This is a genomic window from Knoellia sp. p5-6-4 (assembly GCF_029222705.1).
Taxonomy (GTDB): domain Bacteria; phylum Actinomycetota; class Actinomycetes; order Actinomycetales; family Dermatophilaceae; genus Pedococcus_A.
In genome coordinates, this window is sequence record NZ_JARGZF010000001.1 from 515504 (window position 1) to 540124 (window position 24621).

A 24621-nucleotide genomic window follows, 5' to 3' on the forward strand; every position below is an offset into this window, starting at 1 on the left:
TACGCACCCAGAGCCCCTGGCGCCGGGCGCTGACCGTGTCGGCGCGAGGTGGTTCGCTGGTGCCATGACAGCCGCCGCAGCGACGCCGACCTGGGAGACGCACCCGGTCACGCCCGACCGGTTCGAGGACTTCGCCGACGTCATCAACGCCAACCGTCGGGCCAACCACTGCTGGTGCCTCTCGCACCGGCTCCAGGACAAGGAGATCACTGAGCTCGGCGGCACCGGCCACGACGCCCGCGAGCAGGCCATGCGCCGGCTCTGCGAGCGCGAGCACCCGCCCGGGGTGGTCACCTACCTCGACGGCGAGCCGGCCGGCTGGTGCAACATCGGCCCCCGCGCGGAGATCACCCGCCTGGCGAGGTCGAAGCTCATGCCGCCCACCGACGACCTGCCCGTTTGGAGCATCGTGTGCGTCGTGGTGCGGTCGGGCTACCGCAAGAGGGGCGTCACCCGTCCGCTCATCGAGGGTGCCGTGGCGTATGCCGCAGCCCACGGCGCGCCGGCCGTCGAGGCCCACCCCGTCGATCCCCAGGGCCGGATGGACCTGACCATGGCGTTCGTGGGCACGAAGGCGATGTTCGAGAAGGCGGGCTTCCGCGTAGTCGGCCGCACCGACGCGGTGGCGAGCGGTATGCCGCGGCTCACCATGCGCCGCGACCTCACCTAGACGCCCGCCCGCCATCGCGCGCACGGTCACTGCAGGATGACCACAAGCGCCGTCTGCCGTCCCCTGCCGTCGGGCTGACCCAGCCATCGGATGCCGAAGGGTCGAGCGTGCCGCAGGCCAAGGGTCCACGTGACGGCACCGTAGATGAAGTCGGTCTGCACCCCCTCCACGACGTTGCGGGCCCCGGTTGCCCCGAACCGGTAGCGCCGAGACTCCCTGTCGTAGCGCGCCCCCGGCGTCCCGAGCGGCAGCGGCGGCATCGACATGGCATCGACGGGCGAGCACCGCACTCGCAGGAACGCCCGTCCGGTGATGCGGACGGCCTCGGCGGTGCCCCTGTCCCTGACCGGTGAGGAGACGTACTCCGCCACGCACCGTGGGGCAGCCCCAATGAAGTCGAGCCAGACGACGTCGCTGCCGCCGCTGCCGTCGGCCGCCTCTCCGCCGGACGCGACGATGTAGGCCTCCGGGGACGTCACCGCGGAGTCCACCGGCCCCCAGCTGAACCCCGGCGGGACGCCCGGCGAGGCTCGGGCACCAGCCACGTCCGTGCGCCCGGGTGAGGCGGGCGCAACCACCGCAGACTCACCGGACGACGAATTGGAGCAGCCCAGGCCGATCAGCAGCAGGACGAGACCAGCTCCCCCGAGGCTGAGCCCCGTCCCCATGTCTCAACGGTGCGCCCGGCGCACCGCCGCGGTCAAGCCCTCTCGGCCACGCGGCATACCTGTCCTTGCAGCATGCACCGCGGCCGCTGAAGGGCCCGACGACACGCTGGGAAACGGCCCCCGGAGAGCGCCCCATGGGCCGTTTCGCAGCGTGTCGACCGTCATAGGCAGGGTCAGTGGGTCGCGACCGGCTCCTGCGCCGACGCGTCCTGCTCGAGGCGCGCCATGAGCCTGTCGCCCTCGACGTCGAGGTCGGGCAGCACCCGTTCCATCCAGCGCGGCATCCACCAGGCCCGCTCCCCCAGCAGCGCCATCGACGCCGGGATGACGAGCATCCGCACGAGGAACGCGTCGATGACGATGCCCGCCGCGAGCGCCAGACCGAACTGCTTGATCATCGCGTCGTGGCTGAAGATGAAGCCGGCGAACACCGCGGTCATGATGACCGCCGCGGCGACGACGACCCGGCTGGCCTGGTCGAAGCCGTGCACCACGGCGTCGACGCCCTTGTAGCCGTGGACGTGCGCCTCGCGCATCGAGGTCACCAGGAACACCTGGTAGTCCATGGCCAGGCCGTAGAGGATGCCGGTCACCATGATCGGCAGCATGCTGATCACCGGCCCGGGGCTGTCGATGCCGAACACGCTTCCGGCCCAACCCCATTGGAAGACCGCAGTCGTCAGGCCGAAGGTGGCGACGATGCTCAGCAGGAAGCCGAGCGTCGCCACTACCGGGATGACCAGCGAGCGGAACACCAGCGTCAGGATGACCAGTGACAGGCCCACGATGATCGCGAGGTAGACCGGCAGCACGTCGCCGAGCTTCTTCGAGATGTCGATGTTGATCGCGGTGAGGCCGGTGACCCCGAGGTCGACGCCGAACTCCTGCGCCACGGCCGAGTCGGAGGCGCGCAGGCCCTGCACAAGGTCGACGGTCACCTCGTCGTCGGGCCCGCTCTCGGGGATGACGCTGAAGATCGCGAGGTCACCGGTCGGCAGCACGCCCATCGGGGTCACGGTCTTGACGTCGTCGACGGCGCCGATGGCCCCGGCCATGGCGGCGAGGTCCTGCGGCTCAATGGCGGCGCCCGGCGTGGTCGGCTCGGCCGTCACCAGCAGCGGCGCGTTGTAGCCCTCGCCGAAGCCGCGGGTGATCGCGTCGTAGCTCTGGCGCGCGGTGGTGTCGAGGTTGGCGGATGCCCCCGACGGCATACCGAGCGTCATCGACGCCATCGGGATGGCGGCGACGCCCATGACCGCGACGGCCGCCAGCATGACCACGACCGGGCGCCGCACGATGCCGGTGACCACGCGGTTGGCGAGGCCGTGGTCCTCGTTGGCGGTCATCTCGGCGCGCTTGGCGCGGGCCTTCGACGACGCGATCTTCTCGCCCACCAGGCCGAGCAGCGCCGGCAGCAGGGTCAGGGCGATGAGCACCGCGAAGAGCACCGTGGCCGCGGCGACGAACGCCATCGTCGTGAGCATCGAGATGCCGATGATGCTCAGCGACGCGAGCGCGATGACCACCGTCAGCCCGGCGAAGAACACGGCACTGCCGGCGGTGCCGACCGCCCGGGCCGCCGCCTCCCTGGCGTCGAGGCCCTGGAAGAGGATGAGCCGTCGCTGCCGGTTGACGATGAACAGCGCGTAGTCGATGCCCACGGCAAGACCGACCATGAGCGCGAGCGCCGGCGTGGTGGCCGACATCGTGAAGCTGTGCGAGAGCGCGAAGGCACCCCCGACACCCGCGGCGACCCCGACGAGTGCGGTGATGAGCGGCAGCCCCGCAGCCCGCAGCGAGCCGAGGGTCAGCACCAGCACGAGCGCGGCGATGATGAGGCCGAAGCCCTCGGTGGCGCCGACCGGCGGCTCCATCTTCTGCAGCGACTCGCTCGGCGTCGCGGTGATGCCGGCCTGCTCGACGGCGGAGTCGGCCGCCTCGACGACCCCCGCGGTGGCGTCCTCGGGCAGGTCCTGCACCTGCTCCTCCAGCTGGAACGAGAACAGCGCGACGTCACCCCGGGCGGAGACGAGTATGCCGGGCACGGGCTGCCCGCCCACGACGAGCGGCCGCGGCTGGCCGCCACCGGCGGCCGCCTGCTCGGCAGCCTGCCGGGCGGCCTGCTGCGCCGCCTCCTGCTGCGCCTTCAGCGCCGCCTGCGCCTCGGGCCCGGCCTGGGCAGCCTGCTTCGCGGCCTCCTCGGCCTGCTGCGCCGGGTTGACCACGAGGTCGTCGTCGTAGACCGCACGGGCCGCCTGGGCCAGCGCCGCCTGTCGCTCCGGGGTGTCGAGCCGCTCCCCCTCGGGCACGGTGAAGACGATGCTGCCCTGCGACCCCGACGCGGCTGGGAGCCGCTCGGCGAGGGTGTCGAGCACCCGCTGGGAGGGCGTGCCCTCGATGGTGACGCTGTCGGAGATCTTGCCGCCGCCCACCGCGAGGGTGCCGAAGACGACGCCGAGGATGACGGCCCAGGCGCCGATGAAAGCCCAGGGCTTGCTGAAGCCGAGCCGGCCGAGCCGGTGGAGGAACGTGGACATCGTTGGTGTGCTGCTCTTCTCGTGGAGGGTGGAGGTCGCGGTGGTGGGTGTCAGAAGCCGTCGCGGAGGTGCGCGAAGGTGGTCGCGAGGAACGCGTCGACGTCGAGCGAGGCTGCCTGCTTGCGCTCGCCCGGCAGGCGGAGGGTGAACGGTCCGTCGAGCACCGCCGACAGCGCGCCGTAGAGGGCGCCGACGAGCAGGTGCACGTAGAGCGCGTAGTAGCGCTCGCCCGCCCGCTCCGACACCACGTCGAGGGCGACCTGGCGGATGGTGCGCTGGACCTCGAGGAACCACGGGTCAAGGCTCGGGTGCGCCTCGGCCAGCGCCTGGACGCTGCGGATCGTCTCGAGCATCGGGCCGGAGAGCTGCTGCCGGGCAACCCCGGACAGCCAGTCGAGCAGCGGCGCGTCGGCGGGCACATCAGGCAGCTGCCCGACCCCCTCGCGCACCACCTCGAGGATGACCGCCGCCACGGCTTCCTCCTTGCAGGAGTAGTGGTTGGCGAAGGTGCGGCGGGAGTAGCCCGCCCGGGCGGCGACGTCGTCGATGGTGAACCCGTCGACGCCGCGCTCGCTCGCCAGCGCGAAGGCTGCCTCGGAGAGGGCCCGGGCGGTCGCGGCTCGCTTGGCGTCGCGGAGGCTGGGCTCGGTCACGCGGTCGGTTGCCCGGTCGGTCACCGGGCCAGCATGCGCCACTGATTGCCCATTGGGCAAGTTTGCTCTTCAGGCAGCGAGTGTGGCGGCCCGTCAACCCGACGTATGGCCCTCCCCGAGGGCATAGGACGGATGGGGGTGTGCGCCCGCACGCAGCGGGCGAAACATGCGGAAGGAGCAGGGGAACCAGACCTGAAGCAGGAGGTTCTCATGGGCGAGATCACGATCAACCGGCGCCAGGCAGTACGCGCAGCAGCGGGTGTGGCAGCCGGAGGCCTGCTCGTCACCAGCGCGGGCGTCGGAGCGGCATCAGCCGCCAGCAACGGCCTGGTCGGCAGCTGGCTCGTCACCATCACGGATGACGAGAGCGGCGACGAAGGCCTGGTCGTCGCCAGCTTCGTCGACGGCGGCGTCTTCATCAGCAACGACGTCCGGCCCGCCGGCGGCGTCGGCACCGGCTCCTGGGAGGACAAGGGAGACGACAAGTTCAAGGTCACCTTCTGGGTCGGCCACCCCGCCGAGGACCACTCCATCAAGGTGGAGGTCTGGGGCAAGCTGGACGGCGACGAGATCTCCGGGCGGTACGAGGGCACGGTCTACGACTCCGACGGCGAGGAGGTCGACTCGTTCAAGGGCACCTTCACCGGCGAGCCCCTCGAGGCGTGACGTCAACCCTTCACAGCGGGTCCAACTACCGCAACGCGCAAGGAGATTCGCATGAGTGAGATCACCATCAACCGGCGGCAGGCCGTACGCGCCGCGGCGGGCGTCGCCGCCGGTGGGCTTCTCGTCACCGGAGCAGGCGTGAGCGCCGCGCCGGCGAACAGCAGCAACGGCCTGGTCGGCAGCTGGCTGGTTCACCACGAGGACGAGAACGGCGAGAAGGGCATCGGCGTCGCCAGCCTCATCGACGGAGGCGTGTTCCTGACCAACGACGTCCGCCCAGCGGGAGGCGTCGGCACCGGCTCCTGGGAGGACAAGGGCGACGACAAGTTCAAGGCCACCTCGTGGGTCGGCTACCCCGCTGACGACACCTCGGCCAAGATCGAGGTCTGGGGCAAGCTGAAGGACGACAAGGTCTCGGGCCGGTTCGAGGTCACCGTCTACGACTCCGACGGCGAGGAGACCGACACGGTCACGGGCACCTTCACGGCCGAGCGTCTCGAGGCGTGAGCCCCTGAGTCGGTCCGGGAAGCACCACGGTCCACGACTCTGCCACTGCTTCCCGGGCCCCTCAGAGCTAGCGAGCAACCAGCTTGTTCACGGCTGCGGTGAGCGGTCAGCTCTCCCCCCGGGGCGCCTGCGCTCCGCCTCGACCAGCTCGCGCACCTCGGGCGCCACCTCCTCGCCGAACCGTCGGACCATCCGCGGGTCGTCGCCGGCCAGGATGAACGCCGACACGCCGTAGCCCAGCGCGAGCTCGGACAGGAAGCCTGGGTCCGCCTCTCGGGGCCCGATGTTGAGCAGTCGTCGCACCGCCGCCGGGTCGCGGCCCGCGGCGGTGGCGGCCTCGTCGATCACGGCGTTGGCCGTGCCGATCGCCGCCACCCCGTCGAGGCGCGACAGGCTGGGCAGCCAGCCATCCGCGCGCCGACCCACCAGTCGGAGCATGCGCGGCCTGAGCGCCCCGACCCAGATGGGGATGTCGTGGGCCGGCGCGGGGCCCCGCTTGGCGCCCACCACCCGGTGGTGGCGGCCCTCGACCCGCACTCCCCCACGCGTCCCGGTGTCCCACACGGCGCGGATGACCTCGATCGCCTCCGCCAGCGCCTCCACCGCCTCGCCCGGGGTGTGCCGCGTGCCGCCCATGGCCTCGATGGCGTCCCAGAACGCACCGGCGCCCAGGGCGAGGTCGACCCGGCCGCCGCTCAGCAGGTCGAGGCTCGCGGCGGCCCGGGCGAGCACCGCCGGGGGGCGCAGCGGAAGGTTGATGACGTTGGCGGACAGGCGGATTCGCGAGGTGCGGGCCGCGGCATACGACATCAACGTCCAGGTGTCGAGGAACGCCGGCTGGTAGGGGTGGTCCTGGAACGTCGCGAGGTCGAGACCCGCCTGCTCGCTGGCCTGCGCGAGCAGCACCGCCTGCTGCGGCTGCCCGGCGGTCGGCGTGATGAAGCTGCCGAACAGCAGGTCGTGCCCGTAGTCGCCCACGTGTCCACCTCCCTGTCGTCGTCCATCCAGGACGTTGGGGTCCAACGACCCCTCGCCTCCACAGCATTCCCTCCATAGCCTGAGCAGGCGCGGAGAGGGACACCGCGCTCGGCTGTCCCGACCACCGTGCCGCCGGCCCCTGGCCCGTTGGCAACCCGGCGTGCCACCCGTGGGTGTCGGTGCCCTCCGACATCATGGGTGGCATGGACCGCACGAGGGCGCTCCGCCAGCGGCTGGCCACCCAGCGCCTCAGCTCGGCGCCGCTGCCCCGGGCCGCCGACGTCGTGCGTCTGCTCACCTGCGTGCAGTCGCAGGAGCGCGACCACGCGTTCTTCTCCCTCGCCCTGAGGTCGAGGGCTGCGACGTATGCCGCGGTGCGGGCGGAGTACGACAGCGGCGCCTTCCTGCGCACCCACCTCCTGCGGCCGACCTGGCACTTCGTGCTGCCCGAGGACCTGCGCTGGGTGCTGACGGCGACCTCGGAGCGGGTGATCAGGAGCATGGCCGGCCGGCACGCCCAGGTGGGGCTCGACGACTCGCGCCACGTGGGACGGTCGCTCGACGCGCTCACCGAGCTCCTGTCCGGCCGCCACTTCGCCACCCGCCCGGAGGTCACCGCCGAGTTCGAGCGCCGGGGCGGCCTGCCCGCCAGGGGCGAGCAGCTCGGCCACCTGCTCCTGCTCGCCGAGCTGAGGGGGCTGGTCTGCTCCGGCCCGATGCGCGGGGTGCACCACACCTACGCGCTCGTCGACGAGGTCGTGCCCCCGCAGGCCGAGGTGGAGCGCGAGGAGGCACTGGCCCTGCTGGCGCGACGCTTCTTCGCCGGCCACGGCCCGGCCGGCGTCAAGGACTTCACCCGGTGGGCCACGCTGACCATCGCCGACGCGACCACCGCCATCGCGGCGGCCGGCGACACCCTGGAGCAGGTGGACGTCGACGGTGTCCCGCACTGGTTCGACCCCGCGGTGCCGCGCCGCACCAAGGGCGGGCGCGCGGCATACCTCCTGCCCGTCTACGACGAGGTGGCGCTCACCTACCCGGCCACCGGCTTCCCGGCCCTGGACGGACACCCGAGCCCCGGCGGGGTCGACCCGTTCTGGGCGCCGGTGGTCGTCGACGGCACGGACGTCGGCCTGTGGAAGCGCACGGTCGGCAACGGCACCGTCGCCGTCGAGACCCGGCTGGCGCCGGCGACCACCGCCGAGCAGCGCGCCCTGGTGCGGTCGGCGGCCGAGCGGCTGGCAGCCTTCCTCGAACGCGAGCTGGTCTACACCGAGGCCGAGGGTCGGCCGAGGCTGTGGCGGGAGGGCCGGGGACAGCCCGCCTCCCGGTGAGCCCCCCCGGGGGCTCACCGGTGTGAGAAGAAGAGCCGGATGGCCGTGCCGGGCCCGTGCGGTCGCACCACGGCGTCGTCGGCCAACGTTCGGGCCATCCAGAGGCCGCGACCGCCCAGCTCCTCGGCCGGGGGTGGCACGTAGCCGGCGGTGGTCTGGTGCATGCCGGGGCCGTCGTCGCTGACCTCCCACACCATGGCCACCCCGTCGCGCCAGTGGCTGACCTCGGCGGCACCGGCGGCACGCACGGCGTTGGACACCAGCTCGTTGACCGCCAGCAGCACGTCGTCCTGCAGCCCTTCGGGGGCCCAGCCGGACAGGGCCGACGAGACCAGCGCCCGGGCCTGCGCGGCTGCGGTCACCGTGTGGCGCTCCCGGCGCTGGGGCGCAGGCCCCCACGACGGCTCGACCCTGCGCAGGAACTCCTCGGTCGGGACGTAGGACGGGGAGGCCAGGGCCTGTGTGCCGTCCCACACCAGCGGGTGCACGCACAACCCCTCCTCCAGCAGCGATGGGGGGACGCTGCGGCGGTCGTGCAGGCAGAGGATCTGGCAGGGGTGGTCGGCGAAGACCTCGTTGACCACCGCGTCGTAGCGGCTCCAGACCGCACCCCAGGGGTGGGCCATCCAGGTGGGCTCGGCCACCACGCGGCACGGCCGGCCGGTCCCCAGGAGGGGTCGCAGGACGTCGCGGTACCACCCCATGGTCTGCGACCCGCCGACCCACACGTCGTCGGCGTTGACGAAGAGCGCGAAGTCCTTGACGCCCGCACCGAAGTGGTCCAGCAGCACCGACCTCGTCCGGGTCCCGGCGACCACGAGCACCGGCTGGTCCGCCCGGAGCCCCGCCTCCACGAAGGGCAGGAGCCGGTCGCGCAGCTCGTCGTCGCCGGCATACGGCAGCAGTGCGTGGGCAAGCCGGTCGCCGGACCAGGCAGAGGCACTGGTGGCCGCCGTCATAGCGCACCCGCCCCCTTCGTGCTCTGCCTGCTCCCTGTGCTGTGAGCGCCCCCCGGGCAGCGCCTTCGACGGAGTCTAGGTGGTGCTGCGACAGATGTCCTCGTGCGATGTGCACCAATTGTCAGCGACGCGCGGTGCCCCGTGACCTCAGACGCCGACGACCTGTCGTTCCGCGACCTTGGAGGTGGCGAAGGAGAGCCGGATCGCTGTCCCGGGGCCGTGGGGCCGCACCTGCACCTCGTCGGCCAGGCTCCGAGCCAGCCACAGCCCACGGCCCCCGTCGAGGTCCAGGGACGGTGGCGCGTAGCCGGCTGAGGCGTTGTGCAAGCCGGGCCCGGAGTCCGCCACCTCCCACACCTGCGTGCCGTCGTCGGCCCAGGTGCTCACCTCCGCCCGGCCGGCCGCCCGCAGCGCGTTGGCCACGAGCTCGCTCACCGCGAGGGCCACGTCGTCCGCCCGTTCCGCGGCTGAACCGCCGATGCGCTCCCGCACGAAGCGGCGTGCTGCCGCACAGTCCGTGACGTCGGTGCGGTCCACGTGCTCGGGCCGGGCCGTCCACGCAGGCTCCACGGACCGCAGGAAGGCCTCTGTGGGCTCGTAGTGCGGCGACGCGACGACGTCGGAGCCGTCCCAGACGAGCGGGTGGGCCCGGAGCTGGTTCTCGACCAGGTGGTCCGGGACGCGGGTGCGGTCGTGCAGGCACAGGCTGTAGTAGGGGTAGGCCGCGAACGCGTCGTTGGCGACGGCCTCGAACCGGCTCCACGCCTCGCCGCCGCGCGCCGTGAGCCAGGTGGGCTCCCCCACCAGACGCCACGGCCGGCCCGCCTCCAGCAGCGGCCGCATGCTCTCGTGGTAGGCCGCCAGGGTCTGTTGTCCGCTGCCCTGCCAGAAGGCCGCCGAGTCGGCGAAGACCGCCAGCTCCTCGACGGCCGAACCCAGCCGTGCGGCCAGCGCATCACGCACGAGCGGGCTGGCCACCACGATGGTCGCCTCCTCCCGCTCGAGGCCCTCCTCGACGAAGGGGACGACCCGCTCGAGCACCTCGCCGGCCCCGTCGTAGAGGAACGCCTCGTGGGCGAACGCCTCACCGGTCCACCCGCCGACCGTCCTCGCGCTCACTGCCCCTCACCCCCGAGGAGGTTGAAGGCCTGCAGCGGCAGGACGGCCGACCGCTTCACGTCGCGCAGCACCATCTGGCGGCCACCGCATCCCAGGGTCTGGTGGGCTCCCGCCAGCACCCGGGTCGCGGCCACGTCGATGAAGTCGAGCCCCCGCAGGCTCACCTCGAGCCCGCCGGTGCTGGTGGTCAGCACGGCGTCGAGCAGCCGGCCCAGCTCGTCGACCGACCCAGCGTCGAGCTCGCCGAAGAGGCGCACCACGCCATCGGCGAAGGTGAGGGCGAAGGTCGGCTGGCCGCCGGCGACGTGCTGGATGCGGTGCAGGCAGCTGACCTCACGCCACCGGTCGCCCACCCGGCCGCGGTCGATGGCACAGATGCCGAGCACCGGCGTCTCGGCATACATCGACTCCAGCGCGAGCTCGTAGTCGACGAACGCCGCGTGCAGCCCGGGGTTGGTGACGATGTCGGTGACGTCGCCGACGACCCGCAGCCCGGTGTAGCCCTCGCGGACCGCTCGGTGTGCCTCGGCCCGGAAGGTCTCCACCTGCGTCTGCGGGTCGAACGCACCTGTCGCCCGGTAGAGCTCGGCGATGCTGTGGATCCGCAGGCGTCCCGTCTCGAGCAGTGCGTCGCGGCCCTCGAGGCCCGCGAGGTCGTCGTGCAGGTCGCCGTGGTTCCGGTCACCGATGTAGATGAGCTGCTCGCCCCGGGCGGCACCCTCGGTGAAGGTGTCGACACAGGCCGCCCGCAGTCCGTCGAGGTCGTCGTAGGCCCAGGAGACGTGGTCCCCCGGGGCGAGGCCGACGGCCCGGTCGAGGGCGCGCAGCTCGGTCACCACCTCAGGGTACGGACGCCGGGCCGCTTCGGCATCAGCACGCGCGCCCTCGGCCCGTCTCGTGACGTCAGGGCTGCTCTCCATCCCCCAGTAATTGTCCGGACCTTTGTGCTACCGTCGGAGCGACACACCCCCTGGGGTATCCCCGACACGGAAGAGCACCATGACCGCCCTCGTCGTCCTCCTCGCCGTCCTCGTCGGCATCTCGCTCGGCCTCCTCGGCGGCGGTGGCTCGATCCTCACCCTGCCGATCCTCGTCTACATCGCCGGCATGGAGACCAAGGAGGCCATCGCCACCTCCCTGCTGGTCGTCGGCGCGACCAGCGCTGTGGCGGCCGTGTCCCACGCCCGCGCCGGCCGGGTCCAGTGGCGCACGGGCCTGCTCTTCGGTGCGGCCGGCATGGCCGGCGCGTATGCCGGCGGCCGGCTCGCCGAGTTCATCCCCGGGGGCGTCCTGCTCGGCGGCTTCGCGCTCATGATGATCGCCACGGCCGTCGCCATGCTGCGCGGTCGCCGCGGCGGCGAGAAGCTCGGCGTCCACGACACCATGCCCGTCGGCAAGGTCCTCCTCGAGGGCGTGGTCGTCGGCCTCGTCACCGGCATCGTGGGCGCTGGCGGCGGCTTCCTCGTCGTGCCCGCCCTGACCCTGCTCGGCGGCCTCAGCATGCCGGTGGCCGTGGGCACCTCGCTGCTCGTGATCGCCATGAAGTCCGCCGCCGGGCTCGCCGGCTACCTCTCCTCGGTCGAGCTCGACTGGGGCCTGGCCGCCATGGTCACCGCCGCCGCGGTGGTGGGCAGCCTCATCGGCGGACGGATGACGGGCATGATCAAGCCCGAGCAGCTGCGCAAGGCCTTCGGCTGGTTCGTCCTCGCGATGGCGGCGTTCATCCTCGTCCAGGAGCTCCCCGAGAGCTTGTGGGAGCCGCTGCCCGTCATCGGCAAGGTCGGCATCGCCGCCGGTGCTGCGGCCCTCGTCCTCGGTCTCGGCCTCGCCGGACAGCGGATCGGACGACGCGTCGAGGCAGTGGAGCCGGCCGAGGTCCCCGCCGGCCGCTGACGACCACAGGCTCCAGGGGAGGGACGATGGGCACGATGCACACCGCACAGCTCGACCGCGCGAGCGGCGTCCCCCTCTGGCGCCAGCTGCACCAGGACCTCCTGCGCCGGCTGGCCGCCGGGGACTTCGAGCTCGGCTTCCCCGGCGAGGTCGAGCTGCAGCGGGAGTACTCCGTCTCGCGCCACACCGTCCGGGAGGCCCTGCGCCGGATCCGCGAGGCCGGTCTCATCGATTCCGGTCGGGGCCGCAGCACCCGGGTGCGCTCCGACGCCATCGAGCAGCCGCTCGGCGGCCTCTACTCGCTCTTCCGGCAGGTCGAGGCCCAGGGCCTCGAGCAGCGCAGCGAGGTGCTGACCCTCGAGCTCACCACCGACCCGGACGTCGCAGCGCGCCTCGAGCGCTCCGCCGACGAGCAGCTCGTCCACCTCGAGCGGGTCCGGCTCGCCGACGGGGAGCCGCTGGCCCACGACGAGGTGTGGCTCCCCGCGTCCGTGGCCGGCGGGCTCCTCGAGGTCGACTTCACCCGGGCCGGCCTGTACGACGAGCTGGCCCGGGTCGCCGGCACCCGGCCGACCGGCGGGTGGGAGCGCATCACCGCCGTCGCGGCCGGACGCCTCGGCCCGCTCCTCGGCGTCGACGAGGGGGCGCCCTGCTTCGCCATCGAGCGGGTGGGCCAGGTCGAGGACGAGCCCCCGCTGGAGTACCGCCGCTCCCTCGTCCGCGGGGACCGCTACGCCCTGCTGACCTCCTGGACGCCGCGGGGATACCGGCTCGGCGCGCGCGACCTCTAGGCGGGCCCCCGGCTCAGCGCACGACCTCCCGGTGGGAGGCGTCGACCCGTCGCGTCCAGCCACGACCGTCGAGGTGCTCGAGCAGCGGCACGGCCACCCGCCTCGTCGTGCCGAGCGCCTGGCGAGCCTCGCTGAGGGTGAAGGGCTGGGGCAGCCCGGCCAGCACCCGCATCGCCCGTGCCGGCCCGGAGGGCAGCAGCAGCACGTCGTCCGGCAGGCGCAGCAGCCGACCGGCGCGCACCGCCGCCGCGACCTGCCGCGGCCCGAGGCCCGCCGCCTCGAGGTCCGGGCGCTCCGGGGCCGCGAACGGGTCGGCGGAGAGCCGCTCCTCGATGCGCCGAAGCCCCTCCTCCGCCCCACCCAGCGAGGCCGACACCCCGGGGATCCGCACCCGCCCCGCCTCGACCTGCAGGCCCGCCTCCACCGCGAGGGGCCCGACCAGGGCACGGTCCGGGACCTGCACGGCCTCGCGGGCAGCCTCGACGGTCAGGGTCGGATCGAGCGGGTCGGCCGCGGCCTGTGCTTGCACCGCCGTCCGCAGGGCCCGCGCCCAGCCCTGCCACGTGCGCCGATCGACGAGCCAGTCACGCTCTCGCACAACGGATTCCGGCAGTTCGGCGCCGTCTCCGGGCACAGCCAGGCCCAGGCTCCCCGCCGCCGACACCGCCATCGCGCCTCGCCGGGCCACCTCGCGGGCGAGATCGAGCTCTCCAGTCGCCGCGGCCAGCTCCTCACCCCGGCGTGCGCCGGCGCCGCGCCGGGCCAGCGGTGGCGGGTCGGCGTCGACCACCAGAACCCCTGCCACCACCCGCTGGGCGCCGGGGTCTCGCAGGATGGCGCGGTCACCGGCCCGCAGCGGCAGTGCCACCGGCAGCGTCAGCCGGGCGACATCCCCTGCCAGCGGTCGCACGCGCACCTCGTGGGCGGCCGTGCCGACGTGGAGCATCGCCCTGGCCGGCAGGTCACGCGGGTCGGTGCCCAGCCTGACGTCGACGACGGCCGTGGTCGGCCAGGCGCCGGACGCGACGAGCACCGAACCGCGGGCGACCTCGTCGGTGCCGACGCCGCGCAGGTTCACCGCCACGCGCGCCACCGGGGCGACGGACTCGCGCGGCCGCTCGAGGGACTGCAGGCCGCGGACGCGCACCCTCCGGCCGTCGACCTCGAGCTCGTCGCCCACCCGGATGGTGCCCTCACCCAGGGTGCCCGTGACGACGGTGCCGCTGCCCTTGATGGAGAAGGCACGGTCGACCCACAGCCGCACCCGCGCGGTCGGGTCGGGTGCGGGCATGGAGGCGACGAGGCGGTCGAGGGCTGCGCGCAGCTGCGGCATACCCTCGCCGGTCCGCGCGGAGACGGCGACCGCCGCACAGTGCCCCAGGCTGGAGGCCGCGAGCCGCTCACGCGCGTCGGCGAGGGTTGCGGCAGGGTCGGCGAGGTCGCTGCGGGTGACGACCAGCAGGCCGTGCCGCAGGCCGAGCGCGTCGACCGCCGCCAGGTGCTCGCCCGACTGCTGGCGCCAGCCCTCGTCGGCGGCGACGACGAAGACGACGGCGGGGGCCGGGCCGAGCCCGGCGAGCATGTTGCCGATGAACCGCTGGTGGCCCGGCACGTCGACGAAGGCGACCTGCTCGCCGGACGGCAGCGTGGTCCAGGCGTAGCCGAGGTCGATGGTGAGCCCGCGGCGGTGCTCCTCCTCCCACCGGTCCGGCTCGATGCCGGTGAGGGCGCGCACCAGTGCCGACTTCCCGTGGTCGACGTGACCGGCCGTGGCGAGGACGTGCACGCCTCAGCCCCTCGTGCCACCGACGGCAAGGGCAGCGCGAACCGCCCCGAGCACGTCCCCGTCGGACTCGCTCGGGACGCACCGCAGGTCGAGGAGGCAGCGGCCACGCTCGACCCGAGCCACCACACCGGGCTCGCCACTACGCAGCAGCTCGGCACACCAGTCGGGCAGCTCGACGGCGCAGCCGGGCAGCTCCAGCCCCGGCGCTCCCCCGCCCCCGACGGCCCCGGCCACCTCGACGACGTCACGGCCGAGCTCGCGGGCGAGCGCCTCGGTGCGCCGGCGCACCTCGCTCGCGTCGGCATGCAGGTATGCCGTGACCGGCGGCCGCGGGCCACGCACCGTCGCCTCCAGCGCGGCGAGCGTGAGCTTGTCGACCCGCAGCGCCCGAGCCAGCGGGTGACGCCGCAGCTGTTCCACCGTCTCGGCGTCCCCGAGGACCAGCCCGGCCTGCGGGCCGCCGAGCAGCTTGTCCCCGCTCGCGGTGACCACCGTGGCCCCGCGACGCAACGACGTCGTGGCGTCGGGCTCGGCGGGCAGCAGCGGGTCGGGATGGAGCAGGCCGCTGCCGATGTCCATGACGACGGGCACGCCGAGTCCGGAGAGCTCCTCGAGCGAGGCCTCGGACGTGAACCCCTCGACCCGGAAGTTGCTGGGGTGCACCTTGAGGATGCAGCCGGTGTCGGGCCCGAGCGCCTCGGCGTAGTCGCGCACGGTCGTGCGGTTGGTGGTGCCCACCTCGCGCAGGCGGGCCCCGGTGGAGGCGATGAGGTCGGGCAGCCGGAACCCGTCGCCGATCTCGACCATCTCGCCGCGGCTGACGACGACCTCGCGGCCGGCCGCGAGCGCCGTGGTCGCGAGCACGAGCGCCGCTGCCCCGTTGTTGACCACGAGGGCGCCTCCCGCGTCGGGGACGGCCTCGAGGAGGGCGGCCAGCGTCCCCCGACCACGCCGGGCCCGGGCTCCCGTCGCCACGTCGAACTCGACGTCGACGTAGCCCGCGGCCGCGGCCATGGCGTCGATCGCCGCCTGGGACAACGGCGCCCGGCCGATGTTGGTGTGCACCACGACCCCGGTGGCGTTGAGCAGGGGGCGCAGGGTGGTGGCCCGGGCCGGCAGGGCCGCCTCGGCGGCCGCAGCGACGTCCTCCGGCGAGATCGCCCCGGCTCGCGCCTGCTCCTGGGCAGCCGTGATCGCGCCCTTCACCGCGGCCTCACCGTGGCGGTGGGCCGCCTCCACGAAGGCCGGCAGGGCCAGCAGCGCGTCAGTGCGCGGGATGCGCCGGCGTGGGTCGGACTGCGACATCGGCCACTCACCTCCGGACACCGGCTTGGACGGTTGGCGGAGGTGGACGGGAATCGAACCCGCCAGACCGAGATGCTCGGCCTCACCGGTTTTGAAGACCGGGGGGACCACCAGGAACCCAGACACCTCCGCGGCACACCGTAACCGACTCCCCCGTGCCCGCACCTTTATCGGGCGACCCGAGAAAGGTCCGCTTCACCCGAGGTGGCACCCGGGGTGAAGCGGCCGTCTATCGGGTGACCCGATAAACGGCCAGCGGGGTGGGGAGGTATGCCGCGTGCCGTCGCCGCGCGCGCGGCATACAGTCACGGCGTGGGCACCATGAGCAGTGGACAGGGCAGCGGGCACCGGCTGACGCAGTTCGCACACGGGGGCGGGTGCGCGTGCAAGATCCCCCCGGGCGAGCTCGAGGACATGGTGCGTGGCCTGGTCGGCACCAGCCACCCCGACCTCGTCGTCGGTCTCGACGACGGCGACGACGCCGCTGCGGTGCGCATCGAGGACGGCCTGGCCGTGCTCGCCACTGCCGACTTCTTCACCCCGGTGGTCGACGACGCCTACGACTGGGGGCGCATCGCCGCGGCCAACGCCCTCTCCGACATCTACGCCATGGGCGGGCGACCCGTCGTCGCGGTCAACCTGCTCGGCTGGCCCCGCGACGTCCTCCCCCGCGAGCTCGCGCAGGAGGTGCTGCGCGGCGGGCTCGACGTCGCCCGCGACGCCGGCTGCCCGGTGGCCGGCGGCCACAGTGTCGACGACCCCGAGCCCAAGTACGGCATGGCGGTCACCGGCCTCGCCGACCCGGAGCGCCTCCTGCGCAACGACGCCGCGACCGCCGGGCTGCCGATCAGCCTGACCAAGCCGCTGGGCGTCGGCGTGCTGAACAACCGGCACAAGGCCACCGGCGAGGTCTTCGACCACGCGGTCGCCTCCATGGCCCGGCTCAACGCCGAGGCCTCGCAGGCGGCGCTCGCTGCAGGGATCACGGCGGCGACGGACGTGACCGGGTTCGGACTGCTCGGCCACCTGTTCAAGATGGCGCGGGCCTCCGGGGTGACCGCCGTCGTGGACGCCGCGGCCGTTCCCTACCTCGAAGGCGCGCGCGCGTCGCTGGCGGAGGGCTTCGTCCCCGGCGGCAGCAAGCGCAACCTCGACTGGGTGCGACCGCACCTCGAGGCCGAGGTCGACGACGATGAGCTGGTCCTGCTCGCCGACGCGCAGACCAGCGGCGGCCTCCTGCTTGCCGGGGAGGTGCCCGGCGCCCCCGTCATCGGGGAGTTCGTCCCCTTCGACGGGGTGTCCGTCCGGGTGCGGTGACGGCGTGCCATGAGCGGCGTCGACCGGATCCTCGAAAGGGCCCGCGCAGGCCTGCACCGGCTCACCCCCACCGAGGTGCTGGCCGCCCAGGCCGCCGGCGCCCTGCTCGTCGACACCCGCCCGGAGTCCCAGCGCCTGCACCAGGGCGAGCTGCCCGGTGCCGTCGTCGTCGAGCGCACCGTGCTCGAGTGGCGCCTGGACCCCGAGGGGGTGTGGCGGGTGCCCGAGCTGACCGGGCCCGACCAGGTGGTCGTCGTGGTGTGCAGCCAGGGTTTCAGCTCGAGCCTGGCCGCCGCCTCGCTGCAGGCGGTCGGCCTGCCCAACGCCACCGACATGGTCGGTGGTGTCGAGGCCTGGGAGGCAGCCGGCCTCCCCCTGCTCAGGAGCGACCGGCCCCCTCGGCATGCTCCCGCTGACCGACCTCCCGCTGACCGGCCTCCCGCTGACCGGCGGCCTCCCGCGGCGCAGCCGGACCGAGCGGATCCGGGCGCTTCGTGATGAGCGGCAGCGCCAGGGCGGCGAGGGCGATGACGCCGATGACGGTGAAGCCCAGGGTGTAGGCCTTCTCCTCGCCGATCAGCGACGCGATCAGCAGCGGCCCGATGATGCCTCCGAGGCTCCAGCCGATGAGCATCAGGCCGTAGATCGCGCCGGCGTTGGTGACCCCGAAGAACTTGCCTGCCGTCGACGGCATGGTGCCGAAGCCGCCGCCGTAACAGGTGTAGATCAGCGCGGCGAGCACGGCGAACAGGGCGGCATTACCGGCGTGCGGGATGAGGATCAGGCAGACGCCCTGGATGCCGAGGATCCCCATGAACGCCGGCATCTTGCCGATCCTGTCGGAGAGCCAGCCCCACAGGATCCGGCCGGCGCCGTTGAAGATGGACAGGACGCCGACGAGGCTGGCGGCCCCCAGCGTGGAGTAGCCGGCGATGTCGACGGCGCTGCCGGCAGCGACGGCGATGAGGGAGATGCCGGCGGTGACGCTGAGCGTGAGGATCGCCGTCAGCAGGTACCACTGCGGGGTGCGCAGCGCCTCCTGCTGGGTGTAGTCCCGGCCGGTCCCGGTCACGTTCGTGGCCTGCCCCGAGGCGGCGGCCGGCGCGGCCATGCCGGGCGGGAGGTAGCCCTTGGGCGGGTTCTGGAAGAAGACCGCCCCGGCGAGGATGGCCACGAGGTAGCCGATGCCCAGCGGCAGGAACGCCTTCGTCGGCAGGTCAGGGGTGTTGTCGATGAGCTGCTGACCCAGCGGGGCGGTGATGACCGCACCGAAGCCGAAACCGGCGACCGCGATGCCGGTGATGAGGCCGGGCTTGTCCGGGAACCACTTCTGCAGCATGGCGATCGGCACGATGTAGACCATCCCGAGGCCGAAGCCGCCGAGGACGCCGTAGCCGAGCACAAGGAGCCAGAAGCGGTCGGCGTCGGCGAACGAGGCGAGGATGACGCCGATGCTGTAGACCACGCCACCGACCAGGGCCACCATCCGTGGCCCCTTGCGGTCCTGGATCCGCCCGCCGATGTAGCTGCCCACGAAGATCATCCCGATGACGACCGTGAAGGGCACCGCGGACTGCGCCTTGCTCCAGCCGAAACCCTCCTCGCTCTGCATCGCCTTGGCGAAGACGCTCCAGGCGTAGACAGCCCCGATGGCGAGCTGCACCAGGACGGCGGCGACGAGGATGACCCACCGGTTGGGCGTTCCCCCACCTGCGGTCTCCCGCGCGGACGCTGTTGCGGCACTGGGCCTCTCACTCACGGCATACCTCCCTGGACGTCCGGTGGCTACCGGATGGTGGTGATGGAGTCGTCGGTGACGCCATCGGCTCGTCTCTGCTCCAGCCGCTCGCGCTGCGGCTGCACGGTGTACTTCGGGTCCTTCGTGGACTCCATACCCGCTTCGAACACGCCGAACCGGGTCAGGGCGGACCCGGCCATGAGGGCGATCCCGCTCAGTCCGGCCGCCAGGCGGTTGCGCCCGAAGAGAACCGCGCCGAGGGCGCCTGCGCCGGTGAGCATCTCGGCCATGCGCAGCTTCCTGCCGGCCTCCCCCTCGTGCAGCGGCTCGGCCACGACCGGGTGCATCTCACGGCGCATCAGCTCGAAGGCGCCGAGCTCGAGAGCGGCCCCGGTCAGGGCCATCTTGCGCACCGGGCCGTTCTGGTCGGTGGGGCTCACGAGCAGGGCCAGGCCGGCAGCCGCCGCGTTCGCGGAGCCGACGAAGACGAAGGGCAGGTGCTTGTAGGACTCGCGCCACGTGGGAGCTGCCGTGTCGGAGAGCAGCACCGCCGTGTATGCCGCGAGCGGCGGCGCGAAGAGCGCCGAGCCGATGGCTGCGGGCGGGTCGGCGACACGAAGGGCCTTGGCGAGGAACCCGTCCTGGTCGGGCAGCTCGCGGCCCACCTCCGCTGCGGCGGCGACTCCGGCGAACGCCCCGAACGCGCTGAGGATCCACGAGCCGACCGACATCGGCGAGGTCAGCTTCACCGTGCGCATCATGTTGAGCGCGCGCTCCGGCCGCCCGAGGTCCTTCGCCAGGGCGCCCCCGCCGAGGGCCACCGCGGCCAGGGCGGCGATCCGCCCGCCACGGCGCAGGGCGGGCAGGTTGCGTGCGGATCCGCCTGCGCCGACCAGCCCCGAGCCGGCCGCGAGGCCGCCGAGGAACAGGTAGGTCGGGATCTCGTGCTTCCACGGCGGCGCCTTGACGATGTTGCGTCCGTAGTAGCTGTCGAACTCGACGTCCGGCACCATCAGCGACTCGTCGCGGCGGCCTCCCTGCCCACCCCCGTTGCGCCGGCGCCGGCCGCGGCGGGCAGGCTCGGGCGGGCGGTCGGCGTCGAACGGGTTCGTCGTCATCGGCGTCTCCCCAGGAAGGAGGCGGCAGCCATCGCCAGCATGGTGAGCCCAGCGAGGCCGGCCTTGCGGAACATGTCGGGCAGGTCGGCGGTGGGCACGCGCGGGTCCGGCGGCAGGCCGTAGACCTCGGGCTCGTCGAGGAGCAGGAACACCGACCCTGTGCCTCCCACCCCGTCGTTGGCGTTGGCGCCGTAGAGCCGTGCCTCGGTGTAGCCGTTGTCCCGCAACGTCTCCACGCGCTGCTGGGCCGTCGCAACCATCTCGTCGAGGTCGCCGAACTTGATGGAGGTCGTCGGACAGGCCTGGGCGCACGCGGGCATCTGGTCGTCGCGCAGGCGGTCGTAGCAGAGCGTGCACTTCTGCGCGTTGCCGTGGTTGGTGACGGTCTTGTCGCCCTCGCGCCGGTCGATGACGCCGAACGGGCATGCCGCGACGCAGTAGCCGCACCCGTTGCACACGTCTGGTTGCACGACGACGGTGCCGAACTCGGTGCGGAACAGGGCACCGGTCGGGCAGACGTCGAGGCAGCCGGCATGGGTGCAGTGCTTGCACACGTCGGAGGCCATCAGCCAGCGGAAGTCCGGGATGGTGCCGGTGGCCGCCGCCGCCTGGGCCTGGGCCACCGCCGCGGCGTCCATGCCCGGCGGGGCGGAGTCCATGCCCGCCGCCGCGGGCGACGGGCCGTTCCCAGCCTCGACGCTCGGCGACGCGGGCTCGCTCGGCCGCACCACCGGCATACCGAGGTCCACCAGCCGACCACCGGAGGCGCGCGCCTCCTCGATGCGCTCGGAGGTCTGCTCGATGAAGGCGACATGCCGCCACGTGCTCGCGCCCAGCGAGCCGGTGTTGTCGTATGACGACCCGAGCAGGTTGAGCTCACCGTCCTGCGGGATGGCGTTCCACTCCTTGCACGCCACCTCGCAGGCCTTGCAGCCGATGCAGATGGAGGTGTCGGTGAAGAAGCCCTTGCGCGTGCGCGGTTCCTCCCACGCCGCGTCGGCGATGGGGTCGGTCGGCCCCGAGAGCTGGCGGTCCAGGTAGCCCATCAGTGTCCGTCCTCGCGGGTCATCAGCTCGTTCGACGTGGTCACCGTGACGCCGGCCCGTGACTGGTACTCGTGGACCAGCCGCAGCAGCTCCTCGCCGTGCGGACGGCGGCCCGGCTGGATGTCGCAGGAGCCCACCTTCGACTCCTGGATCTGCACGTTGGGGTCGAGCGCCACTCCGAGCAGGTCATTGACGGCGTCGCCGGACACGACCGCGTCACGACCGACGCCCCAGTGGTAGGGGAGGCCGATCTGGTGGATCGTCCTGCCACCGATGACCATCGGCGTCATGCGCTCAGTGACCAGCACCCGGGCCTCGATGGCGGTGCGCGCCGAGACGATGGTCGCCCAACCGCCGTTCTCCAAGCCGCGCTCGGCCGCCAGCTCCGGCGAGACCTCGCAGAAGAGCTCGGGCTGGAGCTCGGCGAGGTAGGGCAGCCAGCGGCTCATGCCACCGGCGGTGTGGTGCTCGGTGAGGCGGTAGGTCGTGAACACGTACGGGTAGACGTCGCTGCCCGGGGCTCCCGCCGACGGGCTCCACAGGTTGTCCTTGCGCGGGAACACCTTTCGCGCCGGGTTGGACTGCTGCCGGTAGAGCGGGTTGTCCACCGGCGACTCCTGCGGCTCGTAGTGCGTGGGCAGCGGTCCGTCGAGCATGCCCTTGGGCGCGAACAGCCAGCCCTTGCCGTCGGGCTGCATGATGAACGGGTCGTCACCGGCGATGCCCTCGGGGCCGCCGACACCGCGCTCGGGCCGGTAGCTCGGCGCCTTGGTCGCCGGGAAGTCGGGGACGTCGTCGCCCACCCACTTCTGCTGCTCCTCGTCCCACCAGACGTACTTCTTGCGCTCGCTCCACGGCCGACCCTCGGGGTCGGCCGAGGCGCGGTTGTAGAGGATCCGCCGGTTGGCCGGCCAGGCCCAGCCCCAGTCGGGAGCGACCTGGCTCTGCTCGCGTCCCGGCTTGCGGTTCGCGCTGCGGTTGATCCCGCCGGCGTAGACGCCGGTGTAGATCCAGCAGCCGCCGCTGGTGCTGCCGTCGGCCTTCATCTCGGTGAAGAGGTCGAGCAGCCGGCCCTGCTTCTCGCCGGCCAGGTGGTAGCCGTTGATCTCGCGCAGCACGGCCTCGCTGTCGATCTCGCCGTCCTCGTCGAGAGGGTAGTCCCACGTGAGGTCGAGCAGGGGCCGGTCGCGCTCGTCGGTGGAGTCGGCCAGGCGCTCACGGATCTTCCTGCCCAGCTCGTAGAAGAACTCCAGCTCGCTCTGGCACTCCCCCGGCGGGTTCACGGCCTTGTGCCGCCACTGCAGCATCCGGTGGGTCTGCGTGAAGGTGCCTGCCTTCTCGACGTGCGACGCGGGTGGCAGGAAGAAGACCTCGGTGCCGATCTTCTCGGTCTCGAGCTCGCCGGTGGCGATCTCGGGGCTGTCCTGCCAGAACGTGGCCGACTCGATCATGTTGAGGTCGCGGACCACCAGCCACTTCAGGTGGGCCAGCGCCAACCGCTGCATGCGGCCGTGGGCGGAGCCGACCGCCGGGTTCTGCCCGAGCAGGAAGTACCCCTCGACCTTGTCGTCGAGCATGTCCATCGTCGTCTGGTAGGTGCCGTGGGCACCGGTCAGCCGGGGCAGGTAGTCGAACGCCCAGTCGTTGTCGGCCCTCGCGGCGTCGCCCCACCACGCCTTGAGCAGGCTCACCGCATACGCGTCGGCGTTGGCCCAGAAGCCCTTCTGCTCCTTGCTGCCGATCGCGTTGATGTACTCGCGGAAGGTGTCGTGCCGACCCGCGACGGGCATGGCGAGGTAGCCGGGCAGGATGTTGTAGAGCGTCGGGATGTCCGTCGAGCCCTGGATGCTGGCGTGGCCGCGCATCGCCATGATGCCGCCGCCGGGGCGTCCCATGTTGCCGAGCAGCAGCTGGATGATCGCGGCCGTCCGGATGAACTGGGCGCCGAGGGTGTGCTGCGTCCAGCCGACGGCGTAGACGAACGCCGTCGTGCGCTCACGACCGCTGTTCTCGGTGACCGCCTTGGCGACGTAGTGGAAGTCGTCGACCGAGATGCCGCAGGTGTCGGCAACCATCTCGGGCGTGTAGCGCGCGTAGTGCCGCTTGAGTATCTGGAAGACGGTGCGAGGGTCCTGCAGCGTCTCGTCGCGCAGCACCCGGGCGTGCTCGAGTGGCGGACCGGCTGCACCCATCCGGTGGCCGTCGGCAGTCGCCTCCTTGGCCTCGCCCTGCTCGGTGCCTGGGGCCTCGATCTTGCCGTCACCGTCACTCTCGGTGGCGTAGGCCCAGGTGGTCAGGTCGTAGGAGCCCTTGTCGGCGTCGTACCCGGAGAACAGGCCGTCGAGGTCCTCGGTGTCCTGGAAGTCCTCGTTGATGATCGTCGCGGCGTTGGTGTAGGCGACGACGTACTCCTTGAAGTACAGGTCGTTGCTGAGGATGTGGTTGATCAGCGCCCCGAGGAACACCACGTCGCTTCCCGCGCGGATCGGGATGTGCTTGTCAGCCGTCGCCGACGTGCGCGTGAAGCGGGGGTCGATGTGGATGACCTTGGCGCCCTTGAGCCTTGCCTCGGTCACCCACTGGTAGCCCACCGGGTGACACTCGGCCATGTTGGAGCCCTGGATGACGATGCAGTCGGCGTTGGCCAGGTCCTGCTCATACTGGGTCGCGCCACCGCGCCCGAACGAGGATCCCAAACTGGGAACCGTGGCGGAGTGTCAAATACGCGCCTGGTTCTCGATCTGGATCGCTCCCGCGGCGGTGAACAGCTTCTTGATGAGGTAGTTCTCCTCGTTGTCGAGGGTCGCTCCTCCGAGGGCCGCGATCGCCATGGTGCGCCGGAGCCGCCGGCCCTGGTCGTCGAGGTCCTGCCATCCGTTGCGCCGGCTCTGCACGAACCGGTCGGCGATCATGTCGATGGCCGTCTCGCGGTCCAGCCGCTCCCACTGCGTACCGTACGGGCGCCGGTAGAGCACCTTCGTCTGGCGGCCGGGGCTGTTGACGAGCTGCTCACTCGCAGAGCCCTTGGGGCACAGGCGTCCTCGCGAGACGGGCGAGTCAGGGTCGCCCTCGATCTGGACGACCTTCTCGTCCTTGACGAAGACCCGCTGGCCGCAGCCGACGGCGCAGTACGGGCACACGCTCTGCACGACCCGGTCGGCGGTCCTGGTCCGCGGCTCGAGGGTTCGCGTGCGTTCCGAGGTGACCGCCGGGCCGCGGCCCAGGAAGTCCCCACTGCGGAACTGCCGCAGCACCGGCCACGACAGGAAGGTCTTCTTCGCGTCCATCACCCGCCTCCTTTGCCCGCACCATAGCCCCGCCCGTCAGAGCCCGCGATCCGAGCGGGATCCGGACCGATGGTGCTGCTGTGGCTCGGCCGTTCCGGCCGGGTGCACCCCCACGGCCTTTCGCAAGGAGGGGGAACTACAGGGGTGGTATTCACCCATTTGTCGTACAGGCACGTCCGGATCAGGCACTCTGTTCCAGGCCCTGGTCGTGGCGTGGTGCTTTCTCACCGCATGCCGAGACCGTCCCCT

21 protein-coding genes and 1 tRNA gene are annotated in these 24621 nt (G+C 72.5%); 8 read left to right on the forward strand and 14 right to left on the reverse strand.

The window, feature by feature from the left end; all coding sequences use genetic code 11:
• Positions 1 to 64 precede the first annotated feature (64 nt).
• Positions 65 to 670, forward strand: coding sequence for a GNAT family N-acetyltransferase (locus tag P2F65_RS02465; protein WP_275803813.1), 606 nt, complete (start codon positions 65 to 67; stop codon positions 668 to 670).
• Positions 671 to 696: 26 nt separating this feature from the next.
• On the opposite strand, the gene P2F65_RS02470 is transcribed toward P2F65_RS02465, so the two are convergent.
• The 3 genes from P2F65_RS02470 to P2F65_RS02480 all read right to left on the reverse strand — a co-directional run bounded on the left by P2F65_RS02470 (position 697) and on the right by P2F65_RS02480 (position 4552).
• Positions 697 to 1338: a hypothetical protein gene (locus P2F65_RS02470; protein ID WP_275803816.1), complete on the reverse strand. Its 642-nt coding sequence runs from the start codon at positions 1336 to 1338 to the stop codon at positions 697 to 699.
• Positions 1339 to 1511: 173 nt separating this feature from the next.
• Entirely contained in the window at positions 1512 to 3875 is a 2364-nt protein-coding gene (locus P2F65_RS02475; RefSeq protein ID WP_275803818.1) for an MMPL family transporter, read from the reverse strand.
• A 50-nt stretch (positions 3876 to 3925) separates the two neighbouring features.
• The gene (locus P2F65_RS02480) at positions 3926 to 4552 is read right to left on the reverse strand and encodes a TetR/AcrR family transcriptional regulator (protein ID WP_275803820.1); all 627 of its coding nucleotides are present in this window, start codon (positions 4550 to 4552) and stop codon (positions 3926 to 3928) included.
• A 186-nt stretch (positions 4553 to 4738) separates the two neighbouring features.
• Between P2F65_RS02480 and P2F65_RS02485 the strand changes: the two genes are divergently transcribed.
• Positions 4739 to 5194, forward strand: coding sequence for a hypothetical protein (locus P2F65_RS02485; protein WP_275803822.1), 456 nt, complete (start codon positions 4739 to 4741; stop codon positions 5192 to 5194).
• A 51-nt stretch (positions 5195 to 5245) separates the two neighbouring features.
• Complete coding sequence (locus P2F65_RS02490; protein ID WP_275803824.1) at positions 5246 to 5701, forward strand: hypothetical protein; 456 nt, start codon at positions 5246 to 5248, stop codon at positions 5699 to 5701.
• An 87-nt stretch (positions 5702 to 5788) separates the two neighbouring features.
• Here P2F65_RS02490 and P2F65_RS02495 read toward each other — a convergent pair whose 3' ends face one another.
• Positions 5789 to 6679 carry an LLM class flavin-dependent oxidoreductase gene (locus P2F65_RS02495; protein ID WP_275803826.1) on the reverse strand — a complete coding sequence of 297 codons (891 nt, stop codon included), beginning with the start codon at positions 6677 to 6679 and terminating at the stop codon, positions 5789 to 5791.
• A 203-nt stretch (positions 6680 to 6882) separates the two neighbouring features.
• On the opposite strand from P2F65_RS02495, the gene P2F65_RS02500 reads away from it, so the two are divergent.
• Positions 6883 to 8013: a winged helix DNA-binding domain-containing protein gene (locus P2F65_RS02500; protein ID WP_275803828.1), complete on the forward strand. Its 1131-nt coding sequence runs from the start codon at positions 6883 to 6885 to the stop codon at positions 8011 to 8013.
• A 14-nt stretch (positions 8014 to 8027) separates the two neighbouring features.
• Here P2F65_RS02500 and P2F65_RS02505 read toward each other — a convergent pair whose 3' ends face one another.
• The 3 genes from P2F65_RS02505 to P2F65_RS02515 form a co-directional block, all read right to left on the reverse strand.
• The gene (locus P2F65_RS02505) at positions 8028 to 8972 is read right to left on the reverse strand and encodes an MEDS domain-containing protein (protein WP_275803830.1); all 945 of its coding nucleotides are present in this window, start codon (positions 8970 to 8972) and stop codon (positions 8028 to 8030) included.
• 147 nt (positions 8973 to 9119) lie between these two features.
• Positions 9120 to 10091, reverse strand: coding sequence for an anti-sigma factor RsbA family regulatory protein (locus tag P2F65_RS02510; protein ID WP_275803832.1), 972 nt, complete (start codon positions 10089 to 10091; stop codon positions 9120 to 9122).
• Positions 10088 to 10927 carry an MEDS domain-containing protein gene (locus tag P2F65_RS02515; protein WP_275803834.1) on the reverse strand — a complete coding sequence of 280 codons (840 nt, stop codon included), beginning with the start codon at positions 10925 to 10927 and terminating at the stop codon, positions 10088 to 10090. The genes P2F65_RS02510 and P2F65_RS02515 overlap by 4 nt, the downstream gene beginning before the upstream one ends.
• 163 nt (positions 10928 to 11090) lie before the next feature.
• On the opposite strand from P2F65_RS02515, the gene P2F65_RS02520 reads away from it, so the two are divergent.
• Both P2F65_RS02520 and P2F65_RS02525 read left to right on the forward strand, forming a co-directional pair.
• Positions 11091 to 11984: a sulfite exporter TauE/SafE family protein gene (locus tag P2F65_RS02520; protein WP_275803836.1), complete on the forward strand. Its 894-nt coding sequence runs from the start codon at positions 11091 to 11093 to the stop codon at positions 11982 to 11984.
• A gap of 26 nt (positions 11985 to 12010) precedes the next feature.
• On the forward strand, positions 12011 to 12775 hold the full coding sequence (locus P2F65_RS02525; RefSeq protein WP_275803838.1) for a GntR family transcriptional regulator: 765 nt from the start codon (positions 12011 to 12013) through the stop codon (positions 12773 to 12775).
• Between the two features lie 13 nt (positions 12776 to 12788).
• On the opposite strand, the gene selB is transcribed toward P2F65_RS02525, so the two are convergent.
• The 3 genes from selB to P2F65_RS02540 all read right to left on the reverse strand — a co-directional run bounded on the left by selB (position 12789) and on the right by P2F65_RS02540 (position 15996).
• Positions 12789 to 14561 (reverse strand): selenocysteine-specific translation elongation factor, encoded by a 1773-nt coding sequence (gene selB / locus P2F65_RS02530; protein ID WP_275803840.1) that lies wholly within the window; start codon positions 14559 to 14561, stop codon positions 12789 to 12791.
• A gap of 3 nt (positions 14562 to 14564) precedes the next feature.
• Entirely contained in the window at positions 14565 to 15866 is a 1302-nt protein-coding gene (gene selA, locus P2F65_RS02535) for an L-seryl-tRNA(Sec) selenium transferase (RefSeq protein ID WP_275803842.1), read from the reverse strand.
• Positions 15867 to 15900: 34 nt separating this feature from the next.
• Positions 15901 to 15996: transfer RNA gene (locus tag P2F65_RS02540), tRNA-Sec, on the reverse strand.
• Positions 15997 to 16187: 191 nt separating this feature from the next.
• Between P2F65_RS02540 and selD the strand changes: the two genes are divergently transcribed.
• Both selD and P2F65_RS02550 read left to right on the forward strand, forming a co-directional pair.
• On the forward strand, positions 16188 to 17183 hold the full coding sequence (gene selD, locus P2F65_RS02545; protein ID WP_275807224.1) for a selenide, water dikinase SelD: 996 nt from the start codon (positions 16188 to 16190) through the stop codon (positions 17181 to 17183).
• Positions 17184 to 17192: 9 nt separating this feature from the next.
• Entirely contained in the window at positions 17193 to 17681 is a 489-nt protein-coding gene (locus P2F65_RS02550) for a rhodanese-like domain-containing protein (protein ID WP_275803844.1), read from the forward strand.
• Here the strand turns inward: P2F65_RS02550 and P2F65_RS02555 are convergent.
• From P2F65_RS02555 to fdh, 4 genes are read right to left on the reverse strand one after another with little or no spacing between them, the layout of a single operon-like run.
• Positions 17563 to 18942, reverse strand: coding sequence for an OFA family MFS transporter (locus P2F65_RS02555; RefSeq protein WP_275803845.1), 1380 nt, complete (start codon positions 18940 to 18942; stop codon positions 17563 to 17565). The two genes, P2F65_RS02550 and P2F65_RS02555, sit on opposite strands and share 119 nt — an antisense overlap.
• Before the next feature lie 26 nt (positions 18943 to 18968).
• Positions 18969 to 20039, reverse strand: a complete 1071-nt coding sequence (gene nrfD, locus P2F65_RS02560) for an NrfD/PsrC family molybdoenzyme membrane anchor subunit (protein WP_275803847.1) — start codon at positions 20037 to 20039, stop codon at positions 18969 to 18971.
• A complete protein-coding gene (locus P2F65_RS02565; protein WP_275803849.1) occupies positions 20036 to 21085 on the reverse strand; it encodes a 4Fe-4S dicluster domain-containing protein in 1050 nt (349 codons plus the stop codon). Before P2F65_RS02565 ends, nrfD begins: the two co-directional genes overlap by 4 nt.
• On the reverse strand, positions 21085 to 24372 hold the full coding sequence (fdh, locus tag P2F65_RS02570; protein WP_275803851.1) for a formate dehydrogenase: 3288 nt from the start codon (positions 24370 to 24372) through the stop codon (positions 21085 to 21087). Before fdh ends, P2F65_RS02565 begins: the two co-directional genes overlap by 1 nt.
• Positions 24373 to 24621: the final 249 nt, after the last annotated feature.

What these genes read in the sequence shown, in the direction of transcription:
- nrfD (WP_275803847.1), bottom strand. Translation starts at nt 20,039, where the DNA reads ATGACGACGAACCCGTTCGACGCCGACCGCCCGCCCGAGCCTGCCCGC.
- P2F65_RS02565 (WP_275803849.1), bottom strand. Translation starts at nt 21,085, where the DNA reads ATGGGCTACCTGGACCGCCAGCTCTCGGGGCCGACCGACCCCATCGCC.
- P2F65_RS02475 (WP_275803818.1), bottom strand. Translation starts at nt 3,875, where the DNA reads ATGTCCACGTTCCTCCACCGGCTCGGCCGGCTCGGCTTCAGCAAGCCC.
- P2F65_RS02505 (WP_275803830.1), bottom strand. Translation starts at nt 8,972, where the DNA reads ATGACGGCGGCCACCAGTGCCTCTGCCTGGTCCGGCGACCGGCTTGCC.
- P2F65_RS02485 (WP_275803822.1), top strand. Translation starts at nt 4,739, where the DNA reads ATGGGCGAGATCACGATCAACCGGCGCCAGGCAGTACGCGCAGCAGCG.
- P2F65_RS02520 (WP_275803836.1), top strand. Translation starts at nt 11,091, where the DNA reads ATGACCGCCCTCGTCGTCCTCCTCGCCGTCCTCGTCGGCATCTCGCTC.
- P2F65_RS02465 (WP_275803813.1), top strand. Translation starts at nt 65, where the DNA reads ATGACAGCCGCCGCAGCGACGCCGACCTGGGAGACGCACCCGGTCACG.
- P2F65_RS02500 (WP_275803828.1), top strand. Translation starts at nt 6,883, where the DNA reads ATGGACCGCACGAGGGCGCTCCGCCAGCGGCTGGCCACCCAGCGCCTC.
- P2F65_RS02470 (WP_275803816.1), bottom strand. Translation starts at nt 1,338, where the DNA reads ATGGGGACGGGGCTCAGCCTCGGGGGAGCTGGTCTCGTCCTGCTGCTG.
- P2F65_RS02490 (WP_275803824.1), top strand. Translation starts at nt 5,246, where the DNA reads ATGAGTGAGATCACCATCAACCGGCGGCAGGCCGTACGCGCCGCGGCG.
- P2F65_RS02550 (WP_275803844.1), top strand. Translation starts at nt 17,193, where the DNA reads ATGAGCGGCGTCGACCGGATCCTCGAAAGGGCCCGCGCAGGCCTGCAC.
- P2F65_RS02525 (WP_275803838.1), top strand. Translation starts at nt 12,011, where the DNA reads ATGGGCACGATGCACACCGCACAGCTCGACCGCGCGAGCGGCGTCCCC.
- selD (WP_275807224.1), top strand. Translation starts at nt 16,188, where the DNA reads ATGAGCAGTGGACAGGGCAGCGGGCACCGGCTGACGCAGTTCGCACAC.
- selA (WP_275803842.1), bottom strand. Translation starts at nt 15,866, where the DNA reads ATGTCGCAGTCCGACCCACGCCGGCGCATCCCGCGCACTGACGCGCTG.